Raw genomic sequence first — 23,157 nt, 5'->3', positions numbered from 1 at the left:
GTTTACGGCGTGGACTACCAGGGTATCTAATCCTGTTTGCTCCCCACGCTTTCGCGCCTCAGCGTCAGTTACAGACCAGAAAGCCGCCTTCGCCACTGGTGTTCCTCCAAATCTCTACGCATTTCACCGCTACACTTGGAATTCCGCTTTCCTCTTCTGTACTCAAGTCCCCCAGTTTCCAATGACCCTCCACGGTTGAGCCGTGGGCTTTCACATCAGACTTAAAGGACCGCCTGCGCGCGCTTTACGCCCAATAATTCCGGACAACGCTTGCCACCTACGTATTACCGCGGCTGCTGGCACGTAGTTAGCCGTGGCTTTCTAATAAGGTACCGTCAAGGTACGAGCAGTTACTCTCGTACGTGTTCTTCCCTTACAACAGAGTTTTACGATCCGAAAACCTTCTTCACTCACGCGGCGTTGCTCCATCAGACTTTCGTCCATTGTGGAAGATTCCCTACTGCTGCCTCCCGTAGGAGTCTGGGCCGTGTCTCAGTCCCAGTGTGGCCGATCACCCTCTCAGGTCGGCTACGCATCGTCGCCTTGGTAGGCCGTTACCCTACCAACTAGCTAATGCGCCGCGGGCCCATCTCGTAGTGACAGCCGAAGCCGCCTTTCAACATTTCGCCATGAAGCAAAATGGATTATTTGGTATTAGCCCCGGTTTCCCGGAGTTATCCCAATCTACAAGGTAGGTTGCCCACGTGTTACTCACCCGTCCGCCGCTAAAATCAGAAGAAGCAAGCTTCTTCATCATTCCGCTCGACTTGCATGTATTAGGCACGCCGCCAGCGTTCGTCCTGAGCCAGGATCAAACTCTCCATAATAGGTGAGTCGATTAGCTCGACTTTGTTGCTGGCGTCAAATTAATGACGTTTTAAAATGAACAATTAAGTTCAAGTTTTGCTTCCCACACCGAAGTGTGTTCCGCTTTATTGTTGACGTTTTGCTGTTCAGTTTTCAAGGTTCATTTGTTTGCCGTTGTTGTAATGGCAACTTTTATATCTTATCAAATCCTGTTTGCTATGTCAACAAAAAGTTTTGATATTCTTTTTTCACTTTGTCGCTTTCAAATCAGCAACTTTATAAATATATCAGCCTGACTTATAAAAGTCAACACTATTTCTTAAAAAGTTATAGGAATATAGAAATCGTTAATACACTAGCTATTCCTGGAACGCCAAGGAATGCAATCAATAAGCCAGATACAATGTTGACGGGAATGAAAAGACCAAATTGACTTGCGATCAAGTGGATTGCAAACAAGATGACAAAAGCAAAGGCAATTCTAAACCACCAAATAGAGAATGCTTCGATTACTCGTCCTTTTGATGCTTTGTTTAAAAATAAAAAAAGAAGTACAGCTATACCAATTAAATAAAGAGTCAGCTTCATGGAGCTTCTCCCACCTCTCATATAAGTTATCAACTAACTATATGAAGGAATCGGTATAATATATACTTCATTTCAAAAGGATTTTTCGTATTCTTGCTTCTTTATATAGAAAGAAGTGTTTGCTTTCGGTAATTTTGCGCTGGACAATGATAGCCAACTCATAGTCATCCATTAGTTCTTCAATGAGTTGCGCTTGCTGCCATTCTTCTTTCGTTTCTTTCATTAAAGAAATTAACTTTGTATCAAATTCTCTTTTAAGTTTCGCTTTCTTGAAAAACATGTGGCAGTTAGGCCTCCTCTTTATAACTCACGTCGGCCTTCTAACGCTTTCGATAAAGTAACTTCATCCGCATACTCTAAATCTCCACCTACAGGAAGGCCATGTGCAATTCGGGTTGTCCGAATTCCGGATGGCTTTACAAGACGGGAAATATACATAGCAGTTGCTTCACCTTCTATTGTAGGGTTCGTTGCTAAAATCAATTCTTGCACTCGCTCATCCTGCAGTCTTTTCAGTAAAGGCGGAACGTTAATATCTTCAGGTCCTATCCCATCCATTGGAGAGATCGCTCCATGCAACACATGATAAAGTCCTTTGTAGTCTCTCATTTTTTCCAAAGCGATGACATCTTTCGTATCTTGGACAACACAAATGATGGTGTCGTCGCGTTGTTTGTCTTGGCAAATATGGCATGGGTCTATATCTGTAATATGACCGCAAATAGAACAGTAACTTAAGTTACGCTTAGCATCTACCAACGCTTTAGCAAATTCAAGTACAGTGTCCTCTTTCATGCTTAGCACGAAAAATGCCAGACGGGCCGCAGTTTTCGGCCCAATACCTGGCAACTTCATAAAACTATCAATTAGTTTTGATATCGGTTCAGGATAATGCATGTGATTTCCTCCTAGAACATGCCAGGGAGGTTCAATCCCTTCGTGAATTGTCCCATCGTGGAGTTCGAAGTTTCTTCTGCTTTTTTCATCGCTTCGTTTGTAGCGATTACGATTAAGTCTTGTAACATTTCGATGTCTTCTGGATCAACAACTGATTCATCCAAAGCAACACTGATTACTTCTTTGTGTCCAGTAACAGTTACTTTAACCATACCGCCACCTGCAACACCTTCAAAATGTTGAGTTCCCAATTCTTCTTGAGCCTCAGCCATTTTCTTTTGCATTTTTTGCATTTGTTTCATCATACCTTGCATATTACCCATTCCACGCATACTATTTTTCCTCCCTAATCATCATGTATTTCTACAAATTCTTTACCAAATAATTTTTCCGCTTCCACAATCAACGGGTCTTCCGTGGCTGCTTTCTCTTCCTGCATAAAGCTTAACATTTCATCTGTAGCTTGTTCCGTCTCACTTGGCTCAGCTGTTGCATCTGCATCAGAATCGGACGCCTTCAACCCTTTGTTGCGAATAAACTCTTCACGGATTTTCAGCCAAGCTTCTTCAGGAACAAAAAGAATCTCATACATCTTGCCTGTTAAATTCATGAGCAATTGAGAAAAGGCGCTTGAAAACGTTTGATTATCCGCGGCCATTTGGCAATGAATATCATATTTGAATTTTAACACAAATGCACCGGTAGATGCCGCAACTGGTTCTGCTTCATTCAATAATGCGGCATGTGATTTTTGCAATTGCATCATAATCGTTGGCCAGTGCGATTTGATTAACTGAATATCTTGCTTCGTTGCCGTTTTTAAGACTTCCTGAATGCGGCCTGACGGTGCTTTGAAACCAGTTTGAGTTCTTAACCTCTGGCGTTTTTGTGATTCACTCGCTTGAGGAGTTTGTGCACCATTTGTTGCAATACCTTGTTTCAGTTGTTGTTCAAGCGCGATGACAGTTCGTTCAAGTTGAGCAATTTTCTCTTCAAAGGGACTTAAATCCACTGTCGCTTGCTGAGAATTAGTTACTTTAACTTGTGACATTTTTAATAGAGCGGTCTCTAAATAGACTTTTGCATGATTCGAGTAACGCATTTCCTGTTGAGTGGCTGATAGGATTTCGATGTAACGATATAACGTATCAATCGGGAACTGATGGGCAAGTTGTTTAAACTTCTCCTCACCGGACGCGAGTTCCAATAACTCATCAAGAGATGGAGCAGTATTCATTAATAACAGGTCTCTGAAGAAGGTAATTAAGTCCTCAGTTAAGCGAACTGCATCTTTTCCTTCTTTCATTAATTCTTCTAAAAGAGTTAATACTTTCCCAACATCTTTCGTTAATAAGGACTCTGCCAGTTGGTAGAAGATATCCTGACCAATTGACCCTGTTACAAGAAGTGCGTCTTCCACTGTCATTTCGTCACCACTGAACGATACCACTTGATCGAGCATGCTCAACGCATCACGCATACCGCCTGATGCAGCTTGCGCAATGACTTTCAATGCTTGATCATTTGATGGGATTCCTGAATCAGCCAATACGACATTCATGCGATCCACAATATCGGATGCCGTAATTCGTTTGAAGTCAAAGCGCTGACACCTGGAAATAATCGTGAGTGGCAATTTATGAGGTTCTGTGGTCGCTAGTATAAACACAACGTGAGCCGGTGGTTCCTCAAGTGTTTTCAATAAAGCATTGAAAGCACTGTTGGAGAGCATATGCACTTCATCGATGATATACACCTTAAAACGCGAGTTTGCAGGAGCAAACCGAACTTTTTCAATGATATCGCGAATTTCTTCAACTCGTGAATTAGATGCAGCATCGAATTCAATAACGTCTGTATTCGATCCGTTGGTTATACTTTTACACGTTTCACATTCATTACACGGCTCAGATACGGGTGCCTTTTCACAGTTCAGCGCTTTGGCAAAGATTTTTGCCGCACTTGTTTTCCCTGTCCCTCGTGGACCGTTGAATAAATAAGCATGTGTCGTTTTATTATAAAGGAGAGCATTTTGAAGGGTTTGTTTCACATGTGCTTGACCTGACATTTCCGCGAATGATTGAGGTCGGTAAACACGATAAAAAGCTTGATACGCCAACTGATTTCTCCCCTTATAGTGTGATTTTAAACAGTTCTTTAATTATAACATAAGGCACTCACTCTAGCTCTTTGAAAGCAAAGAATTCGAGAATGAAAAAAGGCGTTCATTCGCATGGTTAGCGAACAAACACCTGTATGGAAGTATGTATACCGTGCACCTTCCTTCGACTGCTATACATAAGCGGAACCTCTGTCGTTAGCTCTGCCTAGGCTACCCTGCGGCACATGAGAAAAGTCCACTTAAGGCTGCTTCCTTCCGGACCTGACCTGATTCATGGATACCCATTGCGCAGGACCCAGACGTCAACACTACGTGCAAAAGTCAGACCCTACATATAAACAGCCTCAGAGAAGGAGTTCAGTCTCGCTAGAGCGGATTGCGAGTTACAAGACACCGCTACCTTCCCACCTAGCACGGTATTTATTAGTATACTTACTTAGCCACAAAAAATCAAATCCTTCTATTTCATTCTCTGAGACTTTTTACAAAATCATTACCTCGCTTGAAGGAAAAAGGGTTTTTCTTATTGAATAATAGGAATGTAAATTCATCCTCACTTTAAGGAGAAACTTAGCATGAACACAAAATTGATTTTAGTTGAAGGGTTGCCTGGCTTTGGGAAATCAACAACAGCCAAACTTATGCATGAACTATTGAAAGAGCATGATATAGAAAACGAACTTTTCTCTGAAGGAAACCTAAACCATCCTGCAGATTATGATGGAGTTGCTTATTATACAAACGAAGAATTTGAAAAATTACTTTCAGCAAACACTGAGTACGCAACTATATTAATAGAAAATGCGAAACAACAAGAGAACGGAACTTTCATTTCCTATCAAAAAATGAAAAGCACAAACCATTCAAGTCTTCCTGATGACGTATATACACTTCTCTCAAAAAATGATATTTATGAATTGCCTCTCGATATACATATTCCACTTATGATAAATAACTGGTGGGAATTTGTTCAACACGCGCTCAAGAGTCACAAAACCTATATTTTCGAATGCTGTTTGATACAGAACCCCATAACCATCAGCATGATTAAATACAATGCCTCTAGCGATATTGTTTCAGACTATATCTTACAGCTGGCAAAAATAATTGAACCATTGAACCCTTTGTTAATTTACGTGGATCAAGAAAATCTTCATGCCTCATTTGAAAAAGCCTATAAAGAACGAGACAACAATTGGGCTGAAGGATTTATTGATTACTATACGAATCAAGGGTATGGAAAAGCAAATGACTATACAGGAGTCGAAGGAACCTTAAAAGTTCTGGAAGCGAGAAAGTTGTTGGAAAATGAAATCGTTGATCAAATTGATTTTATGACGGTAAGAGTGAATAACTCTTCGTATAATTTCACACAGTATAAAACCATGCTGGAAGTAATCGTGAAAGAAAAAGTGATTTAACACTTCAAAAGGGCAGCTCTCACTTCCCGCTTTCCTTTATTATCTTATGCACCGCAAATCATTTGAAAAAAATGTGCAAAAAAACAAAATACTTAAATTTTAATTTAATCACCTGTAGTTGTTGACTTTAGTTTTTGTACATGATAAATTATATCTTGTTGACACGGAGGTATACCCAAGTTTGGCTGAAGGGATCGGTCTTGAAAACCGACAGGGGAGTCAAATCCCGCGGGGGTTCGAATCCCTCTACCTCCTCCATTTTTTCAACAAACACGCGCATATAAATGGAGATTGTTATTCGTTACTAACGTAACGAATTTTCTTCTAACATAACTAATCAGAATATTATGAAGGCAACTCATTGAGTTGCCTTTTTTTGTGCTTTCTAATAACTAATTTCCAATTATTTGTAACGTAAACTGCTTTTCTAACGTCAAATGGAAGAATAAGGAGGGTTCGGATGAAATGTAAATCTTTATTGATTTCCTTTTTAATATCACTTGTATGTACGACGGTCTTCTTGCCCAATAAGTCATCAGCTGAGTGGGCATATTCTTTTGTCGTATGGGATGGCTATGTTTACGTCTTAAGTGATGAGATTGTCGATCAAATCGATAAAGAAATCGGAGAAGTTACTTTATATTCTACGAATGAGGGTACGTATTCCGGTAATTTCTCAAATTCGTACGCCAGTGGCACGAAGTATTTTTCTATCATTGATACAAGCACAGATGAAGCGATAGCGATTGAAGACCCCGATGGGCAATATTATAAAGCGACACGTGATGGGGAATATGCTGGCAACAAACTGCCCACCCCTTTTTCAGGTCCTAACAATAATGACGGTTTCACTTTACTCATCGGTCTGTTGGCACTTTTCCCAATCATTGCGTTTGCCAGCTACCTAACAGTTAAGCGAAACAAATGAGATATTCATAAATAGAAAAAGCCTCCAGCTTTCGCTGAAGGCTCGTCCATTTTATCTACGTAACATCGACGTTTGTTGAATAAAGTGACCAATACGCTCAACAATCGGTTCCACAGTCTCAGGATTTTTCATCAAATCATAATCATTGATATTTAATCGCAGGACAGGACAGCCGTTGAAAGAATTGATCCAGTTTTCATAGCGTTCATGCATTTCGTACCAATACTCAACTGGAGTGGATTGTTCCATTGGACGCCCACGTAATTGAATGCGGCTTAAAATGTCTTCAATAGATCCATCCAAATAAATAAGTAAGTCTGGATGCGGGAAATACGGCGTCATCACCATTGCATCAAAGAGACTTGTATACGTCTCATAATCTGTTAGGTTCATTGTGCCTTTTTCCATATGCATTTTAGCGAAAATCCCTGTATCTTCGTATATCGAGCGATCTTGAATAAAACCGCCGCCGTATTCAAAAATACGTTTTTGTTCTTTAAAACGTTCTGCCAGGAAATAAATTTGTAAGTGGAAGCTCCATTTTTCGAAGTCATCATAGAAACGATCTAAATATGGATTGGCGTCCACTTTTTCAAAAGAGGTATGGAATTTTAGTGCGTCTGCAAGTGCTTTGGTCATCGTTGATTTCCCTACACCCACTGTACCTGCTATTGTAATCACGGCATTTTTTGGAATGCCATATTTTTCACGTAAGTTCATGCGTGGAGACTCCTTTTTTGTAGCGTTTCATCTACTTTATTTAAGATCCATTTCAAATCAGATTCATTTTGAACAAAATCAATTTCATCTCCGTTGAAACGAAGAACTGGAATTTCCGGATGTGTTTCTTCGAAGTACTGAATGAATGCATGGTAATCAGCTGAAAGTTGTTCCATATATTCTGCACTTATCAATTTTTCGAATTCACGCCCGCGCTGTGCGATGCGTTTCATCAGTGTATCCAAGCTAGCATGCAAATAGATAACCATGTTCGGCTTTGGCATATCCTGAGTCAAAATACGGTAAATTGATTCGTACTTAACATACTCTTCTGTCGGAAGTGTACGTTTGGCGAAGATTAAATTTTTGAAAATGTGGTAGTCCGCAACGACAGGTTCATGATTGGCAATGTATTTCTTTTGAATATCACTTAGTTGTTTGTAGCGATTGCAAAGGAAAAACATTTCCGTTTGGAAACTCCACTCATCGATATCTTCATAAAACTTATTTAAAAATGGATTTTCATCCACAATTTCTTTTAAAAGTTGAAACTTATTTGCATCGGCTATGGCCTTAGATAATGAAGTTTTTCCAACACCAATTGGGCCTTCAACTGTGATAAATGGAATCGGCATCAGAAGTCCTCCTACTCGTTCTCAGTCGTTCAGTGCCCTTTATTCTATCATAGCTGGAAAACGAAAAACAGAGCTAAAAACCACTTTTCCAAAGCGGAAAAGGGTTTTAGCTCTATCTTTTTTTCACGTGGAACATTTCATTAAGAACGACCCAGTTCTGTGGGAATTGGAAGGCAATGTGCCAGTAACTGATTCCTTTCAAACCTAATTCTTTTAATAAATCAAATTTTGCTTTAATCGAACGGGCATCCTCAAACCATACTACATGTTCTTTTCCGTCCCGCCAGTAATTGAAATATGGTGCTTGCGCTACCTCATCATATAAGATTGCTGCATTACGTTCCCGGGCAAGTTCCACAGCCCGCTTCGGACTAATCGTTTGAGCCGGTGGATTTCCTGGTTTATATGGTAATGTCCAGTCATACCCGTACAAATTTTGACCCATCATGATTTTTTTAGCAGGTATTTCTGTTAATGCGTACGTGAGTACATTACGTACCGGTCCAATTGGAGACACGGCCATCGGTGGACCTCCGCTATAGCCCCATTCATAGGTCATAATGACAACAAAATCGACTACTTCACCGATTTTTTTGTAATCATGCCCTCCATACCATTTTCCGACCTGATCGGCGGACGTTTTCGGAGCAAGTGCAGCAGAAAGAGTCAAACCTTTTGCTTTTGCCGCTGTTTTTAAACGCTTTAAGAAGTTAACATAGTTTTGTCGATCTTCTTTTCGTAAATACTCAAAATCCACATGAATATCTTTTGCATTTTTCGCCTTGGCTTCAGTCAAGATATTTTGAATGAGTTTATCTTGCACAGCAGTGCTCGCGAAAATGTCTTGCGCTAAAGTGTCACTGAATGCACCATTCTCGATATTGGAAATAACTATTGCAGAAACCATATTTTGATCTTGCGCAATCTGATCAAGTCCACTCCAATCCAATGGCGTTAACGTACCATCCCGTTTGACTTCATATGAAAATGGCATCATATACGTCAATAATGGACCACGTTTCTTTACCTCATCCAGCACGGCTTGGGATGGTTTTTCGGTGTACCATTCCACGTACGCATTCGTATCAGTCGTTGGGCGATTTGGATTTGGTGCGCCAGGAATGACAATCGTTTGACCGACTACCAAAACGTTCGGATCAGTAAGCTCATTGAAATTGGCCAGTGTGGTAGGGTTGACCCCGAACCTATTGGCAATAGAGTACAGACTATCCCCTTGCTTTACTACATAAATATTCATCTAAAACCTCCTTGTTCCACATCTCATTTATGCTATGCGTAGGATGAACAAAACATGCTACACTAAAATGAAGGAGTGATGCGAAATGGATGTATTTGAAAAAGACCGGACTTTCATGCTTGAAGCATTAAGCGAAGCTCAAAAAGCTGCCACTCTAGGTGAAGTGCCAATTGGTGCAGTTATTGTTTATCAGGATGAAATCATTGCACGTGCACATAACTTAAGAGAAACGACTCAAAACGCAACGACTCACGCAGAGTTGTTGGCAATCCAGCAAGCTTGTGCAAAAATCGGAAGTTGGCGTCTGGAAGAAATGACCCTTTACGTCACACTTGAACCTTGCCCGATGTGTGCTGGGGCAATATTGCAGTCACGAATTCCCCGGGTGGTTTACGGTGCGCGTGACGTTAAAGCAGGTTGCGTCGACTCACTCTATCGATTGTTAAACGACGCACGGTTTAATCATGAATGTGAGGTAACTGAAGGAATATTAGCTGAAGAATGCGGCGGAATTCTTACACAATTTTTCCGTAATTTGCGTGAACAAAAAAAGAACCGGAAACGAACTTAAGTTAAAGTTCATTTCCGGTTTTCTTCATTTTTCAATATTTATTTACTGATGATTTCTTTTCCACCCATATATGAACGTAAAACCTCAGGAATGATAACAGAGCCGTCTTCTTGTTGGAAGTTTTCCAAAATAGCAGCTACTGTACGGCCAAGTGCCAATCCACTACCGTTTAACGTATGCACAAATTCCGGTTTGGCATTTGGCTCACGACGGAAGCGAATGTTTGCACGACGTGCTTGGAAATCCTCAAAGTTACTGCAAGAAGAAATTTCACGGTACACGCCTTGTGCAGGAATCCATACTTCGATATCGTATTTTTTCGCTGCCGTAAATCCTAAATCCGCTGTACACATTTTCAAGACACGATATGGCAAGCCCAATAATTGAAGAACTTTCTCCGCATGTCCTGTTAATTTCTCCAATTCATTATAAGAATCATCAGGATTCACAAAACGAACAAGTTCCACTTTGTTGAATTGATGTTGACGAATCAAACCACGTGTATCACGCCCGGCAGAACCCGCTTCAGAACGGAAACAAGCACTGTATGCAGCAAAACCTTGTGGCAATGCATCTTTTGTTAAAATTTCATCACGGTAGAAGTTTGTTACCGTTACTTCAGACGTCGGAATCAAGAAGAAATCTTCTTTTTCAATTAAGAATGCATCTTCTTCAAACTTCGGCAATTGACCTGTACCTGTAAGACTTGCACGGTTTGCCAAGTATGGAGGTAGCATTTCTTCATAGCCATGCTCTTCGGTATGAAGATCGATCATGAAGTTCATAAGAGCACGTTCCAAACGAGCACCTAGACCACGGTAGAATAGGAAACGGCTACCAGTTGTTTTTGCCGCACGTTCGAAATCGACAATATTCAAATCTGTCGCGATATCCCAGTGAGGTTTTGGTTCAAAATCAAATTCACGTATTTCTCCCCATGTACGATCTTCAATGTTATCATCTTCAGAATCCCCAACCGGAACGCTGTCATGTGGAATATTTGGAAGACGCATCATCATATCTGCAAACTTTTCTTCTACACTACGTAATTCTTCATCCAACACTTTAATTTCATCGCCTACTTGACGCATACGCAAGATTACATCGTCCGCATTTTCTTTATTGCGCTTCATAACCGCAATTTTTTCAGATGCCTCATTTCGTTCTGCTTTTAATACTTCTGCTTTGCCGATTAGTTCACGACGTTTAGAATCAAGCTCTGCAAATTGATCAAAGTTCCCTAAGTCTTCACCGCGTTTTTCAAGTTTTGCTTTCACTTCTTCGTAATTATCTCTTACGCGTTTTACATCTAACATGTATTTTCCTCCTTCGATTTCGATGATGGGAGATTAGTAACAAGCGTTAAAAAGACGTTTTAGAAATCGCCGAAAAGCGTTGTAGCCCACTCTAGCTCGACTCCTCCGGTGAGGAATCGAAAACTCGTTTTCGAATGAGTTTCTGAAGCGAAGGTGCGAGCTGGGCTACGAAGCTGGACAACAAAAAAAGCCCTCCATCCCCTTGGAAAGGGACGAGAGCTACCCGCGTTGCCACCCTGATTGATTTGTCCATGCGAACAAATCCACTTGTCTCATAACGGCTTTTCAACCGGCTGCAACTTACTAATTTTCAGTCGCGCAACTCCAGGACGGATTCACAAGTGTTTTTACCAGCTCGCACCAACCGCTGGCTCTCTTCAAAAAACGGAACTTGTTACTACTTCCCATCAACGTTTCATATGTGAAATTATCCATACTTTACTACAGGATATGTATTTTGGCAAGCTGTTATACAAGAAAAAACATCAACTTACTCCATTTAAGGAACAAGCTGATGTCTTTTAAATTTCAATAATTAATTTACACCCACTGCTGTAAATGCTGATTTCACACTTGCCACTTCACTGCTGCTTGCGCCATAAAGATCAGTCGCTGCTTGAACAGCTGCTACACGGTATTGGCTAAAAGTAGAGTTTGGTGTTAAATACTGTGTTAACGTACGGTAGAAAATTTTACCCGTTTTGTCATTGCCGATTCCTGCTACGCTGACACTGTAATGTGTGCCGCCATTTGCTAACAGGTATGCAGCTTTGTTGCTGATTCCACTGTTCGAGTGAACACCGCCATTATCCTGTGTTCCCACATAACGTTTCGAGTAATGATCCGGATCTCCATTTTTTGTTGGGTCTGCCATGGATCGTAATGCATCGCCTGATGTTCCCGGTGTATAAATGTCTTCTCCCATTAACCAGTCAGGATTGTTATTGAAATGATATTCTACTAACGTACCGAAAATATCAGACATTGATTCATTGATTGCGCCTGATTCATTTTGATAGACTAAATCCGCAGTTGTATCCGTCACGGCATGAGTTAACTCATGTGCGATAACGTCAAGCGATCCTGATAGAGGGATGAATGTAGAGCCATCTCCGTCACCATACACCATTTGCGAACCGCTCCAGAAAGCATTGTTGTAATTGCGACCGTAATGTACGGTAGAAATTAATTGTGCCCCATTGCCATCATAGCTATTACGGTTATGGACATTTTTATAATAATCATATGTTTGGGCAGCGTAAGCGTGAGCATCAACAGCTGGTCCATCAAAAGCCGCATTCAACACGTTATCTGTATCCAACCATAACGTTCCTGGTGTTTGTGTACGGTTTTTACCATTATACGTAAAGATTCCATTTCCACGCGTACGATCCACCAAATATGAACCATTGCTGTTCGTTACCGTATTAAATGACTTCGTATCACCTAAAACACCCTTACCCGAACCTACTGTGTTGGTACCTGTTGGTGATGTAGCACCAGGTGATGATTTTGCTTCATGAATCTGATTATACGAGGCTAAAATATCCCCTGTTTGTGCATCTACGAAGTACTGATAGTTACCTGGTGATGGATATAAGAATTCAAACTCAAGAGCATACGCATAGTTAGCTTTTCCATCTTTCACATAGATTACGAATTCAGGTTTTGCTTCTTTCGCAAGTTCTGGAGCTTCTCCTACTTTTGCTTCCAGATCTTTGGATGCAATCGCTTGAGCTTCAGCATGTTTGATTTTTGCGCCACTCTTTAAAGATTGTTTTTTATCTAATTCTGGTGCTAGTTCACCGGATACAGCTGTCAATACACCATCCGCATCAATATGCGCTGTTAATACTGATCCGAAAACTGGTACACCTTTATAAACTTGTTGTAATTTTACTAGAGTGAAGCCCGCTTCATCTTTTGTTTCATTCAGTACTTTGAAATTAGAATAAGAATCATTGCTGGTTTTATAGAGTCCTTGTTTTTCTGCTAAATAATTTAACACGATGTCTTTTGCTGCTTTCTTTGATGGGGCTGTTAGTTTACCAGAAATAAAATCCGGTGTATTGCTTTTTTGATTCATGTGGACTTTTTCAGAATTTGCATTTCCTGGTGCTGCCTGTACTGGTGCAATAGCTGCCGATAATGCAACTGTTGCTGCTAAACTCAGACTCACGACTTTTTTCTTCTTCACTCAACTTCACTCCTCAGTTTCTGAAAATTCCGAAATAATTCCGGGTAATTCGTATTGTATCTTTTCTACTATTCTGAATAAATAGGTAACTATCACTGTTTTTTATTGATTAAATACAGGTTTATTATCCTGTTGAAAAAATGGATAATTTTTCTTAAACCTATCTTTAGAATCATTTGGTTTAATAAACCTATATCAATAGATAGAAAGATTATCTAATTAATATCCATTTTTGATTTGTATTTACATATTTCCCTAAATTCAATTAGATGATTACAATTTAATAATCCCATTTAGAACTTCAAAAAAAATAAGCCTGCACAATGGCAGGCTTAATCTTAAACTTTTTGCTTTATAAAATTTTCTACTAATTGGACAAAATAAGCAGTTACACGATGATCGTCCGTCAGTTCAGGATGAAAAGAGCATCCTAAAAATTGTCCTTGTTGAGCCATCACAATACGACCGTTATGTTCACATAAGACTTCTGTCTTAGGTCCAACTTCATTAATATGCGGTGCCCTTATGAACACAGCAGGAAAATCATCCGCTACACCTTTTATTAAAAGGCTCACTTCGAAACTATCGACTTGTCGACCAAATGAATTACGTTCTACTGTCACATCCATTACTCCTATATGCGGTTGCTCATATCCTACAAGTGAACCGGCCAGGAGGATAAGCCCTGCACATGTCCCAAACATCGGATGTCCCGCTTTTGCAAATTCGCGTAATGGTTCCATCATGCCGTATAAATCAATCAGTCGACGCATCGCTGTGCTTTCTCCGCCCGGTAGAATTAATCCATCAATCCCAGACAAGTCTTCCACACGTTTGACAACGATTGCTTGTGCTCCGCTCGCTTCTATCGATTGAATATGTTCTCGAACAGCTCCTTGTAGAGCCAATACACCGATTTTCACCATATTACAGTACTCGATCCTGCATTCGATCTTTCGCTTCTAAACGAGACATTTCAATCCCTTTCATCGGCACTCCAAGGTCTTTTGAAATCTCAACAAGTAATTTGTAGTCTTGGTAGTGCGTCGTCGCTTCAACGATTGCACGTGCAAATCTTTCAGGGTTATCTGATTTGAAGATACCTGATCCTACGAAAACTCCGTCTGCTCCAAGTTCCATCATCAATGCTGCATCTGCAGGAGTAGCTACCCCACCTGCTGCAAAGTTTACAACCGGTAATCTGCCCAAGTGTTTGATTTCAAGTAACACATGGTAAGGAGCACCTAGAATTTTTGCTTCCGTCATTAATTCGTCTTCATTCATGTGAATGATTTTACGTACCTGAGCATTTAATTTACGCAAATGACGCACTGCTTCTACAATATTACCCGTACCAGGTTCCCCTTTTGTGCGAAGCATGGAAGCACCTTCACCAATTCTTCGAGCTGCTTCTCCTAAATCTTTGTTCCCACATACAAAAGGAACGGTGAAATTACTCTTAATTAAATGGAACTCTTCGTCTGCTGGTGTTAATACTTCCGATTCATCAATATAATCTACACCCATTGCTTCTAACATGCGGGCTTCAGAAATATGACCTATACGTGCTTTTGCCATAACTGGAATTGTTACTGCATTCAGTACTTCTTCCGTAATACGCGGATCAGCCATTCGTGCTACGCCACCTGCTGCACGAATATCAGAAGGTACTCGTTCCAATGCCATTACCGCTACTGCTCCTGCCGCTTCAGCAATACGAGCTTGTTCTGCGTTGATAACGTCCATGATGACGCCACCTTTTTGCATTTCTGCCATACCACGTTTTACACGATCCGTACCTGTTAAATGTTGAGTCATTGTATATAGCCTCCATTTCATCTAATATTATTAGTATAGTGAAGTATGACCATTTAAAAAGTGTCAGTTTCGAACTATTTAATAAGGTCAGTTAGGAGCGAATGATGGATATTTGGCTCAATCAAGTAGATAAATCCTCACCAACACCTCTATATGAGCAGCTTTATCATGAAATGAAGGAAGCAATCATTCGGGGTGACTTAGAGGTCGGCACTAAGTTGCCTTCTAAAAGACAACTGTCGGAGTTTCTAGCTATCAGTCAAACAACAATTGAACTCGCCTATGGACAGCTGGTTGCTGAAGGTTTTATTAAAGCTGTTGCGCGGAGTGGATATTACGTAGAACAAGTGGAAGAGCTTGCTTATGTAGATGAAACACGTATGGAACATGAGCAATCGGAATCGTTGAAACACGTCTACAGTATTGATTTTAACTCGGGTCGTATTGACACTTCTGCTTTCCCTTTCAATCAATGGCGAAAGTATGCAAAAGAAGTGTTAGATGAAACGTCTCGGGATTTATTGCTACTCGGTCACCCTCAAGGGGATGTGGAGTTAAGACAGGAAATTGCGAGTTATTTATACTCCTCTCGTGGTGTTCGTTGTACAGCACAACAAGTAGTGATAGGTTCAGGAACCGAACAGCTGATGCCACTTTTGATCCGTTTACTCGGGAAACAATCCGTCTTCGCCATTGAAAACCCGGGCTATCCGATGACCCACCATATTTTTGACAATAACGATCGGAAAACTTTGGCCGTTCCTGTCGATGAAGATGGTATGCAAGTAGCAGAATTGGATAAGAAACCTGCAAACGTTGCCTATGTGACGCCTTCCCACCAATTCCCTACCGGGGCGATTCTCTCCGCTTCCAGACGGGTTCAATTACTTAACTGGGCTTCTGCCAAAGAAGGGCGCTATATTATCGAAGATGACTATGACAGTGAATTCCGCTACGTTGGTAAACCAATCCCATCTCTTCAGGGAATGGATCAGCGAGAACGCGTCATTTACATCAGTACCTTTTCAAAATCACTTATGCCTTCCCTACGCATTGCCTATTTTGTGTTACCAATGCACTTACTGCAAGCGTATCGGCAAACATTTCCGTATTATTCATCAACGGTGCCGAGACTCGATCAACATGTTCTTGCGCAGTTCATGAGAGACGGCCATTTTTCAAAGCACTTGAATCGTATGAGAAAGTTATACCGTAAAAAATTGGAGAAGTTAACGCAAGCATTGGACGCGTATAAACCTACAGTTCAAATTTCAGGCGAGCAAGCAGGCATGCACATCGTTTTAACGATTGATAGCGAATCGTCTGATAGCGAGTTAGTTGAACTTGCCAAACAGCAAGACATTCGGGTATACGCCTTGTCCGACTACCATCATCCAACCGAAAATATCCCCTCCAACCCCCAAGTGCTGATTGGTTTCGGTGGTTTTGAAGAAGAAGCATTTGGACCAGCAATAGAGGCCTTAATGAAAGCTTGGCATATAAAGAAAGCATAAAAAAACCGTGATTTCTTCAATTGAAGGAATCACGGTTTTGATTTGTTTTTTGCTTAGAATAATCCACCGACAAAGTCAGAAGCACCATTCCATAGTTTGCCGAAGAAATGACCAACACCTTGTAAGCCTAAAGAGAACCAACTTGCACGTTCAACGGCTTCAGTTGTTACAACATCAGAAGAATTTGATGCGCCTGTGATGTACCCGTAATCTGACCCCTCAGACTTTACAATTTCCACATGACCAATTACTTCATCCTTCTTAATCGCAGCTTCCAAAGAACCATCTTTCATTTTCTTCTCATCAAGCACCAATTTGGGCTTGTATAAATCTTTTTCGCTTGATTTAATGACCATTTCAATCGGCTCTTTTACTGTAATGCCGACTTGGTCTTCTTTCCCTTTAATTACAGGGATATCTTTTTGGTCTTTAAATACATACCCTGCAGGTAAAACTTCTTCTTTTGCAAATTGCGAGAACCCATAATCAAACAATGCACGAGCAGCGTCAAATCGTGCTTTGTAAGAACCCTCGCCTTTGCTGTCTACTGCCTTCATGACAACCGCAATCACACGCATTCCATCTTTTTCAACTGTACCAGTGAAACAGTGGCCGGCAAAATTCGTTGTACCGGTTTTCAGCCCGTCTACTTTAGCACCCTTGTATTCATACACCAATCCTGGAAGCATGAAGTTCCAGTTTTCCATGTTGATGGCGTCGTCTGTGCCTTCACGGAAAACTTTTCGTGGAATGCTCGTCGTTTCAAGCACTTCCGGGTAATCTTTCAACAAATGGTAAGCAAGTTTCGCAACAGACTTTGCAGGCATAACGTTTTCATCCTGAGGTCCAGTGCCTTGAGGGTGCATGCCTTGTAGATCAGAATTGCTCAACCCAGTAGAGTTGACGAATTTATATCCTTCCAATCCCATCTCTTCGGCTTTCTTGTTCATCATGTTGACGAATTCTGATTCCGTACCTGCAATCGTTTCAGCGATGGCAATGGTTGCTGCATTGGCTGAATAAATCGCCATTGCTTCATATAATTCCTTGATAGAGTATGACCCATCACGACGAAGAGGCACGTTACTCAATACACGATCTTGTGAAATCTTCCATGTGTAATCTGTTACTGAATATTGTTGATCCCAAGTAACTTGTCCGTTTTCAATCGCTTCAAATAATAAGTACTCAGTCATCATTTTCGTCATACTTGCTATACCTAAAGCTGTATCTGCATTTTGTTCGTATAATATTTTTCCTGTATCCGCGTCAATTAATATAGCACCGTCAACCAATAAATTCAGACTCTCTTCAGCATCTGTAGAAGCCGGTTGCGTTACAACCATACTTACCATCAGAATCGGAAGGAGTAACCAGCGCACTAGCGCCTTGCTCACTGCACTTTTCACTTCAGAACCTCCGCCATTCTCTTTTTTAATTTTCCCTTGCTCATTTTATCACAAAAATCTGGCATACGGGACGTTCTGAAAAAAAAGCACCCAATCTGCCTAAAATATAGACGGCAGATAGGTGCTAAAGTTCCGTTATTTAATTAGATAGAGTAATTTGGAGATTCTTTCGTAATTTGCACGTCATGCGGATGGCTTTCAATCAACCCTGCACCCGTCATTTTGATGAACTGTGAATTCTCGCGTAAATCTTGTAAATCTTTCGTTCCACAGTATCCCATACCTGCACGAATACCACCCATCAATTGATGGATTGTATCTGAAAGTGGTCCTTTATAAGGAAGACGACCTTCAATTCCTTCAGGTACTAACTTTTTAGCATCATCTTGGAAATAACGGTCTTTCGAGCCTTTTTCCATCGCCCCAATTGAACCCATTCCACGATATACTTTGAATCGACGACCTTGGAAGATTTCAGTTTCTCCAGGACTTTCTGAAGTTCCTGCTAGTAAACTTCCGAGCATAACAACGTGTCCACCTGCCGCTAAAGCTTTTACAATGTCTCCAGAATACTTAATCCCGCCATCGGCAATGATTGTTTTGCCATGTTTACGAGCTTCTGTCGCACAATCGTAAACAGCCGTAATTTGGGGAACACCGACACCAGCAACAACACGAGTTGTACAAATTGATCCTGGACCAATTCCTACTTTCACCACATCAGCACCAGCTTCAAATAATGCCGCCGTACCTTCAGCAGTTGCTACATTCCCTGCAATGATATCCAATTCAGGATACGTTTTACGAATCTCACTGACAGTATCGATTACGCCCTGTGAATGACCATGAGCCGTATCGATAACAATCACATCGACTTGAGCTTTTACAAGGTGTTCAACACGCTTCATTGTGTCAGAAGTAACTCCTACTGCCGCACCCACCAATAAACGTCCATGATGGTCTTTTGCTGCATTGGGGAACTCAATTACTTTTTCGATATCTTTTATCGTAATTAATCCTTTTAATACACCGGACTCATCCACAATCGGTAGCTTTTCAATTTTATATTGTTGTAAAATCTTTTCTGCATCCTCAAGAGTTGTCCCTACTGGAGCAGTAACCAATTCTTCTCTCGTCATCACATCTTCAATTGCCAATGAGTAGTCCTGAATAAAGCGAAGATCACGGTTTGTAATAATCCCGACCAACTTTAACTCTTCTTCATTGTTAACAATCGGTACACCAGAAATACGGTATTTACCCATTAAATGTTCTGCATCGTATACTTGATGAGTCGGCGTAAGGAAGAAAGGATCTGTAATAACGCCATTTTCAGAACGTTTTACCGTGACTACTTGCTCAGCCTGTTCTTCAATGCTCATGTTTTTATGAATCACACCAAGACCACCTTGACGAGCCATTGAAATCGCCATTGCAGCTTCAGTGACCGTATCCATACCAGCACTGATGATTGGTATATTTAATTTGATTTTTGACGTCAAATGAACAGACAAACTAACATCTTTCGGTAACACTTCAGACTTCGCTGGAACAAGCAGTACATCATCAAACGTTAAGCCTTCTTTAACAAATTTTGATTCCCACATAATCTCTTACGCCTCCCTATATCCTCATGAATATTATTGATAAGGTTATCAGCGGCTACATGGACTGTCAAGGAACATGTAATAAGAAAGATTATTCGGATATTTCATTAAATATATTGCAACAAATCACCTTCAATTTTCTTTGGCGATGATTGTGGTGCATAACGTTTTACAACTTGCCCGTCGGGATCGACCAAAAACTTTGTAAAGTTCCATTTAATATCTTCGGTCAATAACCCTTTCTTCTCAGAAACCAAGTGTTGGAACAATGGATGAGCCTTGTCACCTTTCACATCTATCTTCTGGAACATCGGGAATGATACGCCATAATTCAATTGACAAAATTCCATTGTTTCTTTTACATCATCAAACTCTTGATTGCTAAATTGCCCGCATGGGAAACCTAAAACGACAAGACCTTGATCCTTATATTCATCATATAATTCTTGTAACTCTTGAAACTGTGGAGTGAATCCGCATTTACTAGCAGTATTCACAATAATCATAGGTTGCCCTTTATAATCACTTAATGAAACTTCCTTGCCATTCACTAAAGTTGCAGCATAATCATAAACATTCGTCATTTGGCAACATCCTCTCGTCTTGCATTTTATATTCTTAACATATCGAGTTACCCGGTAATGTACAAGTAATTGGATTCATCAATACGCTTACAAACTAGCTATAGGTTTAATAGTTAACGATTGATAGATTAATGGATTACTTCATGACAATCACTCTTTCAAGACGTATAGCATGCTGTAGCTAATCTCATAAGCCAAGTTAAGTTGATTAGTGAAACAAGATATCTTTTCTAAAACAGGGGTTTGAAAATTTATCGCTCAAACTCATCTCACTGGCTAGTAGACTTGTTGAATCAACTTCTCCTAATCAACCGAATCTTCCCTTTAAATAACCCTTCCTCCACAGAAAAGAGCCCTTGAGGCGTACGCAGAGTGGTTTCCCATTTAAGTTCTTGGGTTATTACATAAAGTTATGGTCTTAGAAAGACTAATTGTTTATATTTTCGCTGCGCTCCTGTTCAAACCATTTAAATACAACACAAAAAAACCGATACTTCGGATGGTACCGGTTTCTTACTTTGCGTAGCGACGTCCTACTTTCACAAGGGGCTCCCCCAACTACCATCGGCGCTAGGCTGCGAAAGACGATGCACGGAAGATTTCTTCGTCAACCGCAGGTCTTCGAGTCTCGCGTATATTATACGCTCCGAGTCTCTTCCCTTTGTTTCCTCGAACTCTTTGTTCCTCCTCTTTCTCGCACACCTTCGTACTAAGCTTAAAAAACAAACACAAAAAAACCGATACCTCGGAAGGTACCGGTTTCTTACTTTGCCTAGCGACGTCCTACTCTCACAGGGGGAAACCCCCAACTACCATCGGCGCTAAAGAGCTTAACTTCCGTGTTCGGTATGGGAACGGGTGTGACCTCTTTGCCATTATCACTAGACTATTTGAGTGTTTGTTCACTCAAAACTGGATAAACGGGTCATTGAAAACCATTCAAATTCATTTTGGTTAAGTCCTCGATCGATTAGTATTCGTCAGCTGCACACGTCGCCGCGCTTCCACCTCGAACCTATCTACCTCATCGTCTTTGAGGGATCTTACTTACTTGCGTAATGGGAAATCTCATCTTGAGGGGGGCTTCATGCTTAGATGCTTTCAGCACTTATCCCGGCCACACATAGCTACCCAGCGATGCTCTTGGCAGAACAACTGGTACACCAGCGGTGTGTCCATCCCGGTCCTCTCGTACTAAGGACAGCTCCTCTCAAATTTCCTACGCCCACGACGGATAGGGACCGAACTGTCTCACGACGTTCTGAACCCAGCTCGCGTACCGCTTTAATGGGCGAACAGCCCAACCCTTGGGACCGACTACAGCCCCAGGATGCGATGAGCCGACATCGAGGTGCCAAACCTCCCCGTCGATGTGGACTCTTGGGGGAGATAAGCCTGTTATCCCCGGGGTAGCTTTTATCCGTTGAGCGATGGCCCTTCCATGCGGAACCACCGGATCACTAAGCCCGTCTTTCGACCCTGCTCGACTTGTAGGTCTCGCAGTCAAGCTCCCTTCTGCCTTTACACTCTACGAATGATTTCCAACCATTCTGAGGGAACCTTTGGGCGCCTCCGTTACACTTTAGGAGGCGACCGCCCCAGTCAAACTGCCCGCCTGACACTGTCTCCTGCCCCGCTAAGGGGCAAGGGTTAGAAGTTCAATACAACCAGGGTAGTATCCCACCGACGCCTCCTCCGAAGCTGGCGCTCCGGAATCTCAGGCTCCTACCTATCCTGTACAAGTTGTACCAAAATTCAATATCAGGCTACAGTAAAGCTCCACGGGGTCTTTCCGTCCTGTCGCGGGTAACCTGCATCTTCACAGGTACTATAATTTCACCGAGTCTCTCGTTGAGACAGTGCCCAGATCGTTACGCCTTTCGTGCGGGTCGGAACTTACCCGACAAGGAATTTCGCTACCTTAGGACCGTTATAGTTACGGCCGCCGTTTACTGGGGCTTCAATTCGCACCTTCGCTTGCGCTAAGCACTCCTCTTAACCTTCCAGCACCGGGCAGGCGTCAGCCCCTATACGTCACCTTACGGTTTTGCAGAGACCTGTGTTTTTGCTAAACAGTCGCCTGGGCCTATTCACTGCGGCTCTCTCGGGCTTTAACACCCTAATAGAGCACCCCTTCTCCCGAAGTTACGGGGTCATTTTGCCGAGTTCCTTAACGAGAGTTCTCTCGCTCACCTTAGGATTCTCTCCTCGACTACCTGTGTCGGTTTGCGGTACGGGCACCTTCCACCTCGTTAGAGGCTTTTCTTGGCAGTGTGAAATCAGGAACTCAGACCTAATGGTCCTTGTCATCACAGCTCAACGTTATAGGAACGGGATTTGCCTCATTCCACGCCTTACTGCTTGAACGTACATAACCAACAGTACGCTTACCCTATCCTTCTGCGTCCCCCCATTACTCAAACGGTGGAGTGGTGGTACAGGAATATCAACCTGTTGTCCATCGCCTACGCCTATCGGCCTCGGCTTAGGTCCCGACTAACCCTGAGCGGACGAGCCTTCCTCAGGAAACCTTAGTCATTCGGTGGACGGGATTCTCACCCGTCTTTCGCTACTCATACCGGCATTCTCACTTCTAAGCGCTCCACCAGTCCTTCCGGTCTAGCTTCAACGCCCTTAGAACGCTCTCCTACCACGGATTCCATACGGAATCCATCCACAGCTTCGGTGAATTGTTTAGCCCCGATACATTTTCGGCGCAGCGTCACTCGACCAGTGAGCTATTACGCACTCTTTAAATGATGGCT

The 23,157-nt window shown here is 41.7% G+C and carries 19 protein-coding genes, 1 tRNA gene, 2 rRNA genes, 1 other RNA gene and 3 other annotated features; of the genes, 5 read left to right on the top strand and 18 right to left on the bottom strand.

Annotation, left to right across the window (positions count from 1 at the left end; all coding sequences use genetic code 11):
- The 7 genes from HMPREF1210_RS12045 to ffs form a co-directional block, all read right to left on the bottom strand.
- Positions 1–827, bottom strand: a 16S ribosomal RNA gene (locus HMPREF1210_RS12045); the annotation flags it as partial.
- A gap of 307 nt (positions 828–1,134) precedes the next feature.
- Positions 1,135–1,395 carry a pro-sigmaK processing inhibitor BofA family protein gene (locus HMPREF1210_RS12040; protein WP_016428967.1) on the bottom strand — a complete coding sequence of 87 codons (261 nt, stop codon included), beginning with the start codon at positions 1,393–1,395 and terminating at the stop codon, positions 1,135–1,137.
- A gap of 67 nt (positions 1,396–1,462) precedes the next feature.
- Positions 1,463–1,675, bottom strand: coding sequence for a YaaL family protein (locus HMPREF1210_RS12035; RefSeq protein ID WP_016428966.1), 213 nt, complete (start codon positions 1,673–1,675; stop codon positions 1,463–1,465).
- Between the two features lie 20 nt (positions 1,676–1,695).
- Entirely contained in the window at positions 1,696–2,292 is a 597-nt protein-coding gene (recR, locus tag HMPREF1210_RS12030; protein WP_016428965.1) for a recombination mediator RecR, read from the bottom strand.
- An 11-nt stretch (positions 2,293–2,303) separates the two neighbouring features.
- Positions 2,304–2,624, bottom strand: a complete 321-nt coding sequence (locus HMPREF1210_RS12025) for a YbaB/EbfC family nucleoid-associated protein (RefSeq protein WP_016428964.1) — start codon at positions 2,622–2,624, stop codon at positions 2,304–2,306.
- 14 nt (positions 2,625–2,638) lie between these two features.
- A complete protein-coding gene (gene dnaX, locus HMPREF1210_RS12020; RefSeq protein ID WP_016428963.1) occupies positions 2,639–4,411 on the bottom strand; it encodes a DNA polymerase III subunit gamma/tau in 1,773 nt (590 codons plus the stop codon).
- 152 nt (positions 4,412–4,563) lie between these two features.
- Positions 4,564–4,831: signal recognition particle sRNA large type (gene ffs, locus HMPREF1210_RS17780), an RNA gene on the bottom strand.
- 158 nt (positions 4,832–4,989) lie between these two features.
- Here ffs and HMPREF1210_RS12015 point away from each other — a divergent pair.
- The 3 genes from HMPREF1210_RS12015 (at position 4,990) to HMPREF1210_RS12005 (ending at position 6,763) form a co-directional block, all read left to right on the top strand.
- Positions 4,990–5,835 (top strand): hypothetical protein, encoded by an 846-nt coding sequence (locus tag HMPREF1210_RS12015; RefSeq protein ID WP_016428962.1) that lies wholly within the window; start codon positions 4,990–4,992, stop codon positions 5,833–5,835.
- Between the two features lie 165 nt (positions 5,836–6,000).
- Positions 6,001–6,093: transfer RNA gene (locus HMPREF1210_RS12010), tRNA-Ser, on the top strand.
- Positions 6,094–6,295: 202 nt separating this feature from the next.
- Positions 6,296–6,763, top strand: coding sequence for a hypothetical protein (locus tag HMPREF1210_RS12005; RefSeq protein WP_016428961.1), 468 nt, complete (start codon positions 6,296–6,298; stop codon positions 6,761–6,763).
- A 51-nt stretch (positions 6,764–6,814) separates the two neighbouring features.
- On the opposite strand, the gene HMPREF1210_RS12000 is transcribed toward HMPREF1210_RS12005, so the two are convergent.
- The 3 genes from HMPREF1210_RS12000 to HMPREF1210_RS11990 form a co-directional block, all read right to left on the bottom strand.
- Positions 6,815–7,483 (bottom strand): deoxynucleoside kinase, encoded by a 669-nt coding sequence (locus tag HMPREF1210_RS12000; protein WP_016428960.1) that lies wholly within the window; start codon positions 7,481–7,483, stop codon positions 6,815–6,817.
- Entirely contained in the window at positions 7,480–8,118 is a 639-nt protein-coding gene (locus HMPREF1210_RS11995) for a deoxynucleoside kinase (RefSeq protein ID WP_016428959.1), read from the bottom strand. The genes HMPREF1210_RS12000 and HMPREF1210_RS11995 overlap by 4 nt, the downstream gene beginning before the upstream one ends.
- A 112-nt stretch (positions 8,119–8,230) precedes the next feature.
- Complete coding sequence (locus HMPREF1210_RS11990) at positions 8,231–9,376, bottom strand: glycosyl hydrolase family 18 protein (RefSeq protein WP_016428958.1); 1,146 nt, start codon at positions 9,374–9,376, stop codon at positions 8,231–8,233.
- 85 nt (positions 9,377–9,461) lie between these two features.
- Between HMPREF1210_RS11990 and tadA the strand changes: the two genes are divergently transcribed.
- A complete protein-coding gene (tadA, locus tag HMPREF1210_RS11985; protein ID WP_016428957.1) occupies positions 9,462–9,947 on the top strand; it encodes a tRNA adenosine(34) deaminase TadA in 486 nt (161 codons plus the stop codon).
- Positions 9,948–9,985: 38 nt separating this feature from the next.
- Here tadA and serS read toward each other — a convergent pair whose 3' ends face one another.
- The 4 genes from serS to pdxS form a co-directional block, all read right to left on the bottom strand.
- Positions 9,986–11,263 carry a serine--tRNA ligase gene (gene serS / locus HMPREF1210_RS11980; protein ID WP_016428956.1) on the bottom strand — a complete coding sequence of 426 codons (1,278 nt, stop codon included), beginning with the start codon at positions 11,261–11,263 and terminating at the stop codon, positions 9,986–9,988.
- A 205-nt stretch (positions 11,264–11,468) separates the two neighbouring features.
- Positions 11,469–11,683: a binding site (T-box leader), on the bottom strand.
- 115 nt (positions 11,684–11,798) lie between these two features.
- The gene (locus HMPREF1210_RS11975; protein WP_016428955.1) at positions 11,799–13,460 is read right to left on the bottom strand and encodes a M4 family metallopeptidase; all 1,662 of its coding nucleotides are present in this window, start codon (positions 13,458–13,460) and stop codon (positions 11,799–11,801) included.
- A gap of 338 nt (positions 13,461–13,798) precedes the next feature.
- On the bottom strand, positions 13,799–14,386 hold the full coding sequence (pdxT, locus tag HMPREF1210_RS11970; RefSeq protein ID WP_016428954.1) for a pyridoxal 5'-phosphate synthase glutaminase subunit PdxT: 588 nt from the start codon (positions 14,384–14,386) through the stop codon (positions 13,799–13,801).
- A 1-nt stretch (position 14,387) separates the two neighbouring features.
- Entirely contained in the window at positions 14,388–15,278 is an 891-nt protein-coding gene (gene pdxS / locus HMPREF1210_RS11965) for a pyridoxal 5'-phosphate synthase lyase subunit PdxS (RefSeq protein WP_016428953.1), read from the bottom strand.
- A gap of 104 nt (positions 15,279–15,382) precedes the next feature.
- Here pdxS and HMPREF1210_RS11960 point away from each other — a divergent pair, with 104 nt between their 5' ends.
- Positions 15,383–16,792, top strand: coding sequence for a PLP-dependent aminotransferase family protein (locus HMPREF1210_RS11960; RefSeq protein ID WP_016428952.1), 1,410 nt, complete (start codon positions 15,383–15,385; stop codon positions 16,790–16,792).
- A 53-nt stretch (positions 16,793–16,845) separates the two neighbouring features.
- On the opposite strand, the gene HMPREF1210_RS11955 is transcribed toward HMPREF1210_RS11960, so the two are convergent.
- The 4 genes from HMPREF1210_RS11955 to rrf form a co-directional block, all read right to left on the bottom strand.
- Positions 16,846–18,201 carry a serine hydrolase gene (locus HMPREF1210_RS11955; RefSeq protein WP_016428951.1) on the bottom strand — a complete coding sequence of 452 codons (1,356 nt, stop codon included), beginning with the start codon at positions 18,199–18,201 and terminating at the stop codon, positions 16,846–16,848.
- Between the two features lie 143 nt (positions 18,202–18,344).
- Positions 18,345–19,808 (bottom strand): IMP dehydrogenase, encoded by a 1,464-nt coding sequence (gene guaB / locus HMPREF1210_RS11950; RefSeq protein ID WP_016428950.1) that lies wholly within the window; start codon positions 19,806–19,808, stop codon positions 18,345–18,347.
- Positions 19,809–19,915: 107 nt separating this feature from the next.
- On the bottom strand, positions 19,916–20,392 hold the full coding sequence (locus HMPREF1210_RS11945) for a glutathione peroxidase (protein ID WP_016428949.1): 477 nt from the start codon (positions 20,390–20,392) through the stop codon (positions 19,916–19,918).
- Between the two features lie 770 nt (positions 20,393–21,162).
- Positions 21,163–21,278: ribosomal RNA gene (gene rrf, locus HMPREF1210_RS11940) — 5S ribosomal RNA — on the bottom strand.
- Positions 21,279–21,354: 76 nt separating this feature from the next.
- Positions 21,355–22,223: a sequence feature (23S ribosomal RNA rRNA prediction is too short), on the bottom strand.
- A gap of 1 nt (position 22,224) precedes the next feature.
- Positions 22,225–22,969, bottom strand: a sequence feature (23S ribosomal RNA rRNA prediction is too short).
- Between the last annotated feature and the right edge of the window lie 188 nt (positions 22,970–23,157).

This window comes from Paenisporosarcina sp. HGH0030 (assembly GCF_000411295.1).
GTDB lineage: Bacteria > Bacillota > Bacilli > Bacillales_A > Planococcaceae > Paenisporosarcina.
This window is presented reverse-complemented; position numbering and strand designations above follow the sequence as displayed.

Bases quoted from the DNA above. Each gene is read 5' to 3' on its own strand.
- HMPREF1210_RS11960 (WP_016428952.1), top strand. From the start codon at position 15,383: ATGGATATTTGGCTCAATCAAGTAGATAAATCCTCACCAACACCTCTA.
- guaB (WP_016428950.1), bottom strand. From the start codon at position 19,808: ATGTGGGAATCAAAATTTGTTAAAGAAGGCTTAACGTTTGATGATGTA.
- pdxT (WP_016428954.1), bottom strand. From the start codon at position 14,386: ATGGTGAAAATCGGTGTATTGGCTCTACAAGGAGCTGTTCGAGAACAT.
- serS (WP_016428956.1), bottom strand. From the start codon at position 11,263: ATGTTAGATGTAAAACGCGTAAGAGATAATTACGAAGAAGTGAAAGCA.
- HMPREF1210_RS12005 (WP_016428961.1), top strand. From the start codon at position 6,296: ATGAAATGTAAATCTTTATTGATTTCCTTTTTAATATCACTTGTATGT.
- HMPREF1210_RS12025 (WP_016428964.1), bottom strand. From the start codon at position 2,624: ATGCGTGGAATGGGTAATATGCAAGGTATGATGAAACAAATGCAAAAA.
- HMPREF1210_RS11990 (WP_016428958.1), bottom strand. From the start codon at position 9,376: ATGAATATTTATGTAGTAAAGCAAGGGGATAGTCTGTACTCTATTGCC.
- HMPREF1210_RS12040 (WP_016428967.1), bottom strand. From the start codon at position 1,395: ATGAAGCTGACTCTTTATTTAATTGGTATAGCTGTACTTCTTTTTTTA.
- tadA (WP_016428957.1), top strand. From the start codon at position 9,462: ATGGATGTATTTGAAAAAGACCGGACTTTCATGCTTGAAGCATTAAGC.
- HMPREF1210_RS11945 (WP_016428949.1), bottom strand. From the start codon at position 20,392: ATGACGAATGTTTATGATTATGCTGCAACTTTAGTGAATGGCAAGGAA.
- pdxS (WP_016428953.1), bottom strand. From the start codon at position 15,278: ATGACTCAACATTTAACAGGTACGGATCGTGTAAAACGTGGTATGGCA.
- HMPREF1210_RS11995 (WP_016428959.1), bottom strand. From the start codon at position 8,118: ATGCCGATTCCATTTATCACAGTTGAAGGCCCAATTGGTGTTGGAAAA.
- recR (WP_016428965.1), bottom strand. From the start codon at position 2,292: ATGCATTATCCTGAACCGATATCAAAACTAATTGATAGTTTTATGAAG.
- HMPREF1210_RS12000 (WP_016428960.1), bottom strand. From the start codon at position 7,483: ATGAACTTACGTGAAAAATATGGCATTCCAAAAAATGCCGTGATTACA.
- HMPREF1210_RS12035 (WP_016428966.1), bottom strand. From the start codon at position 1,675: ATGTTTTTCAAGAAAGCGAAACTTAAAAGAGAATTTGATACAAAGTTA.
- HMPREF1210_RS12015 (WP_016428962.1), top strand. From the start codon at position 4,990: ATGAACACAAAATTGATTTTAGTTGAAGGGTTGCCTGGCTTTGGGAAA.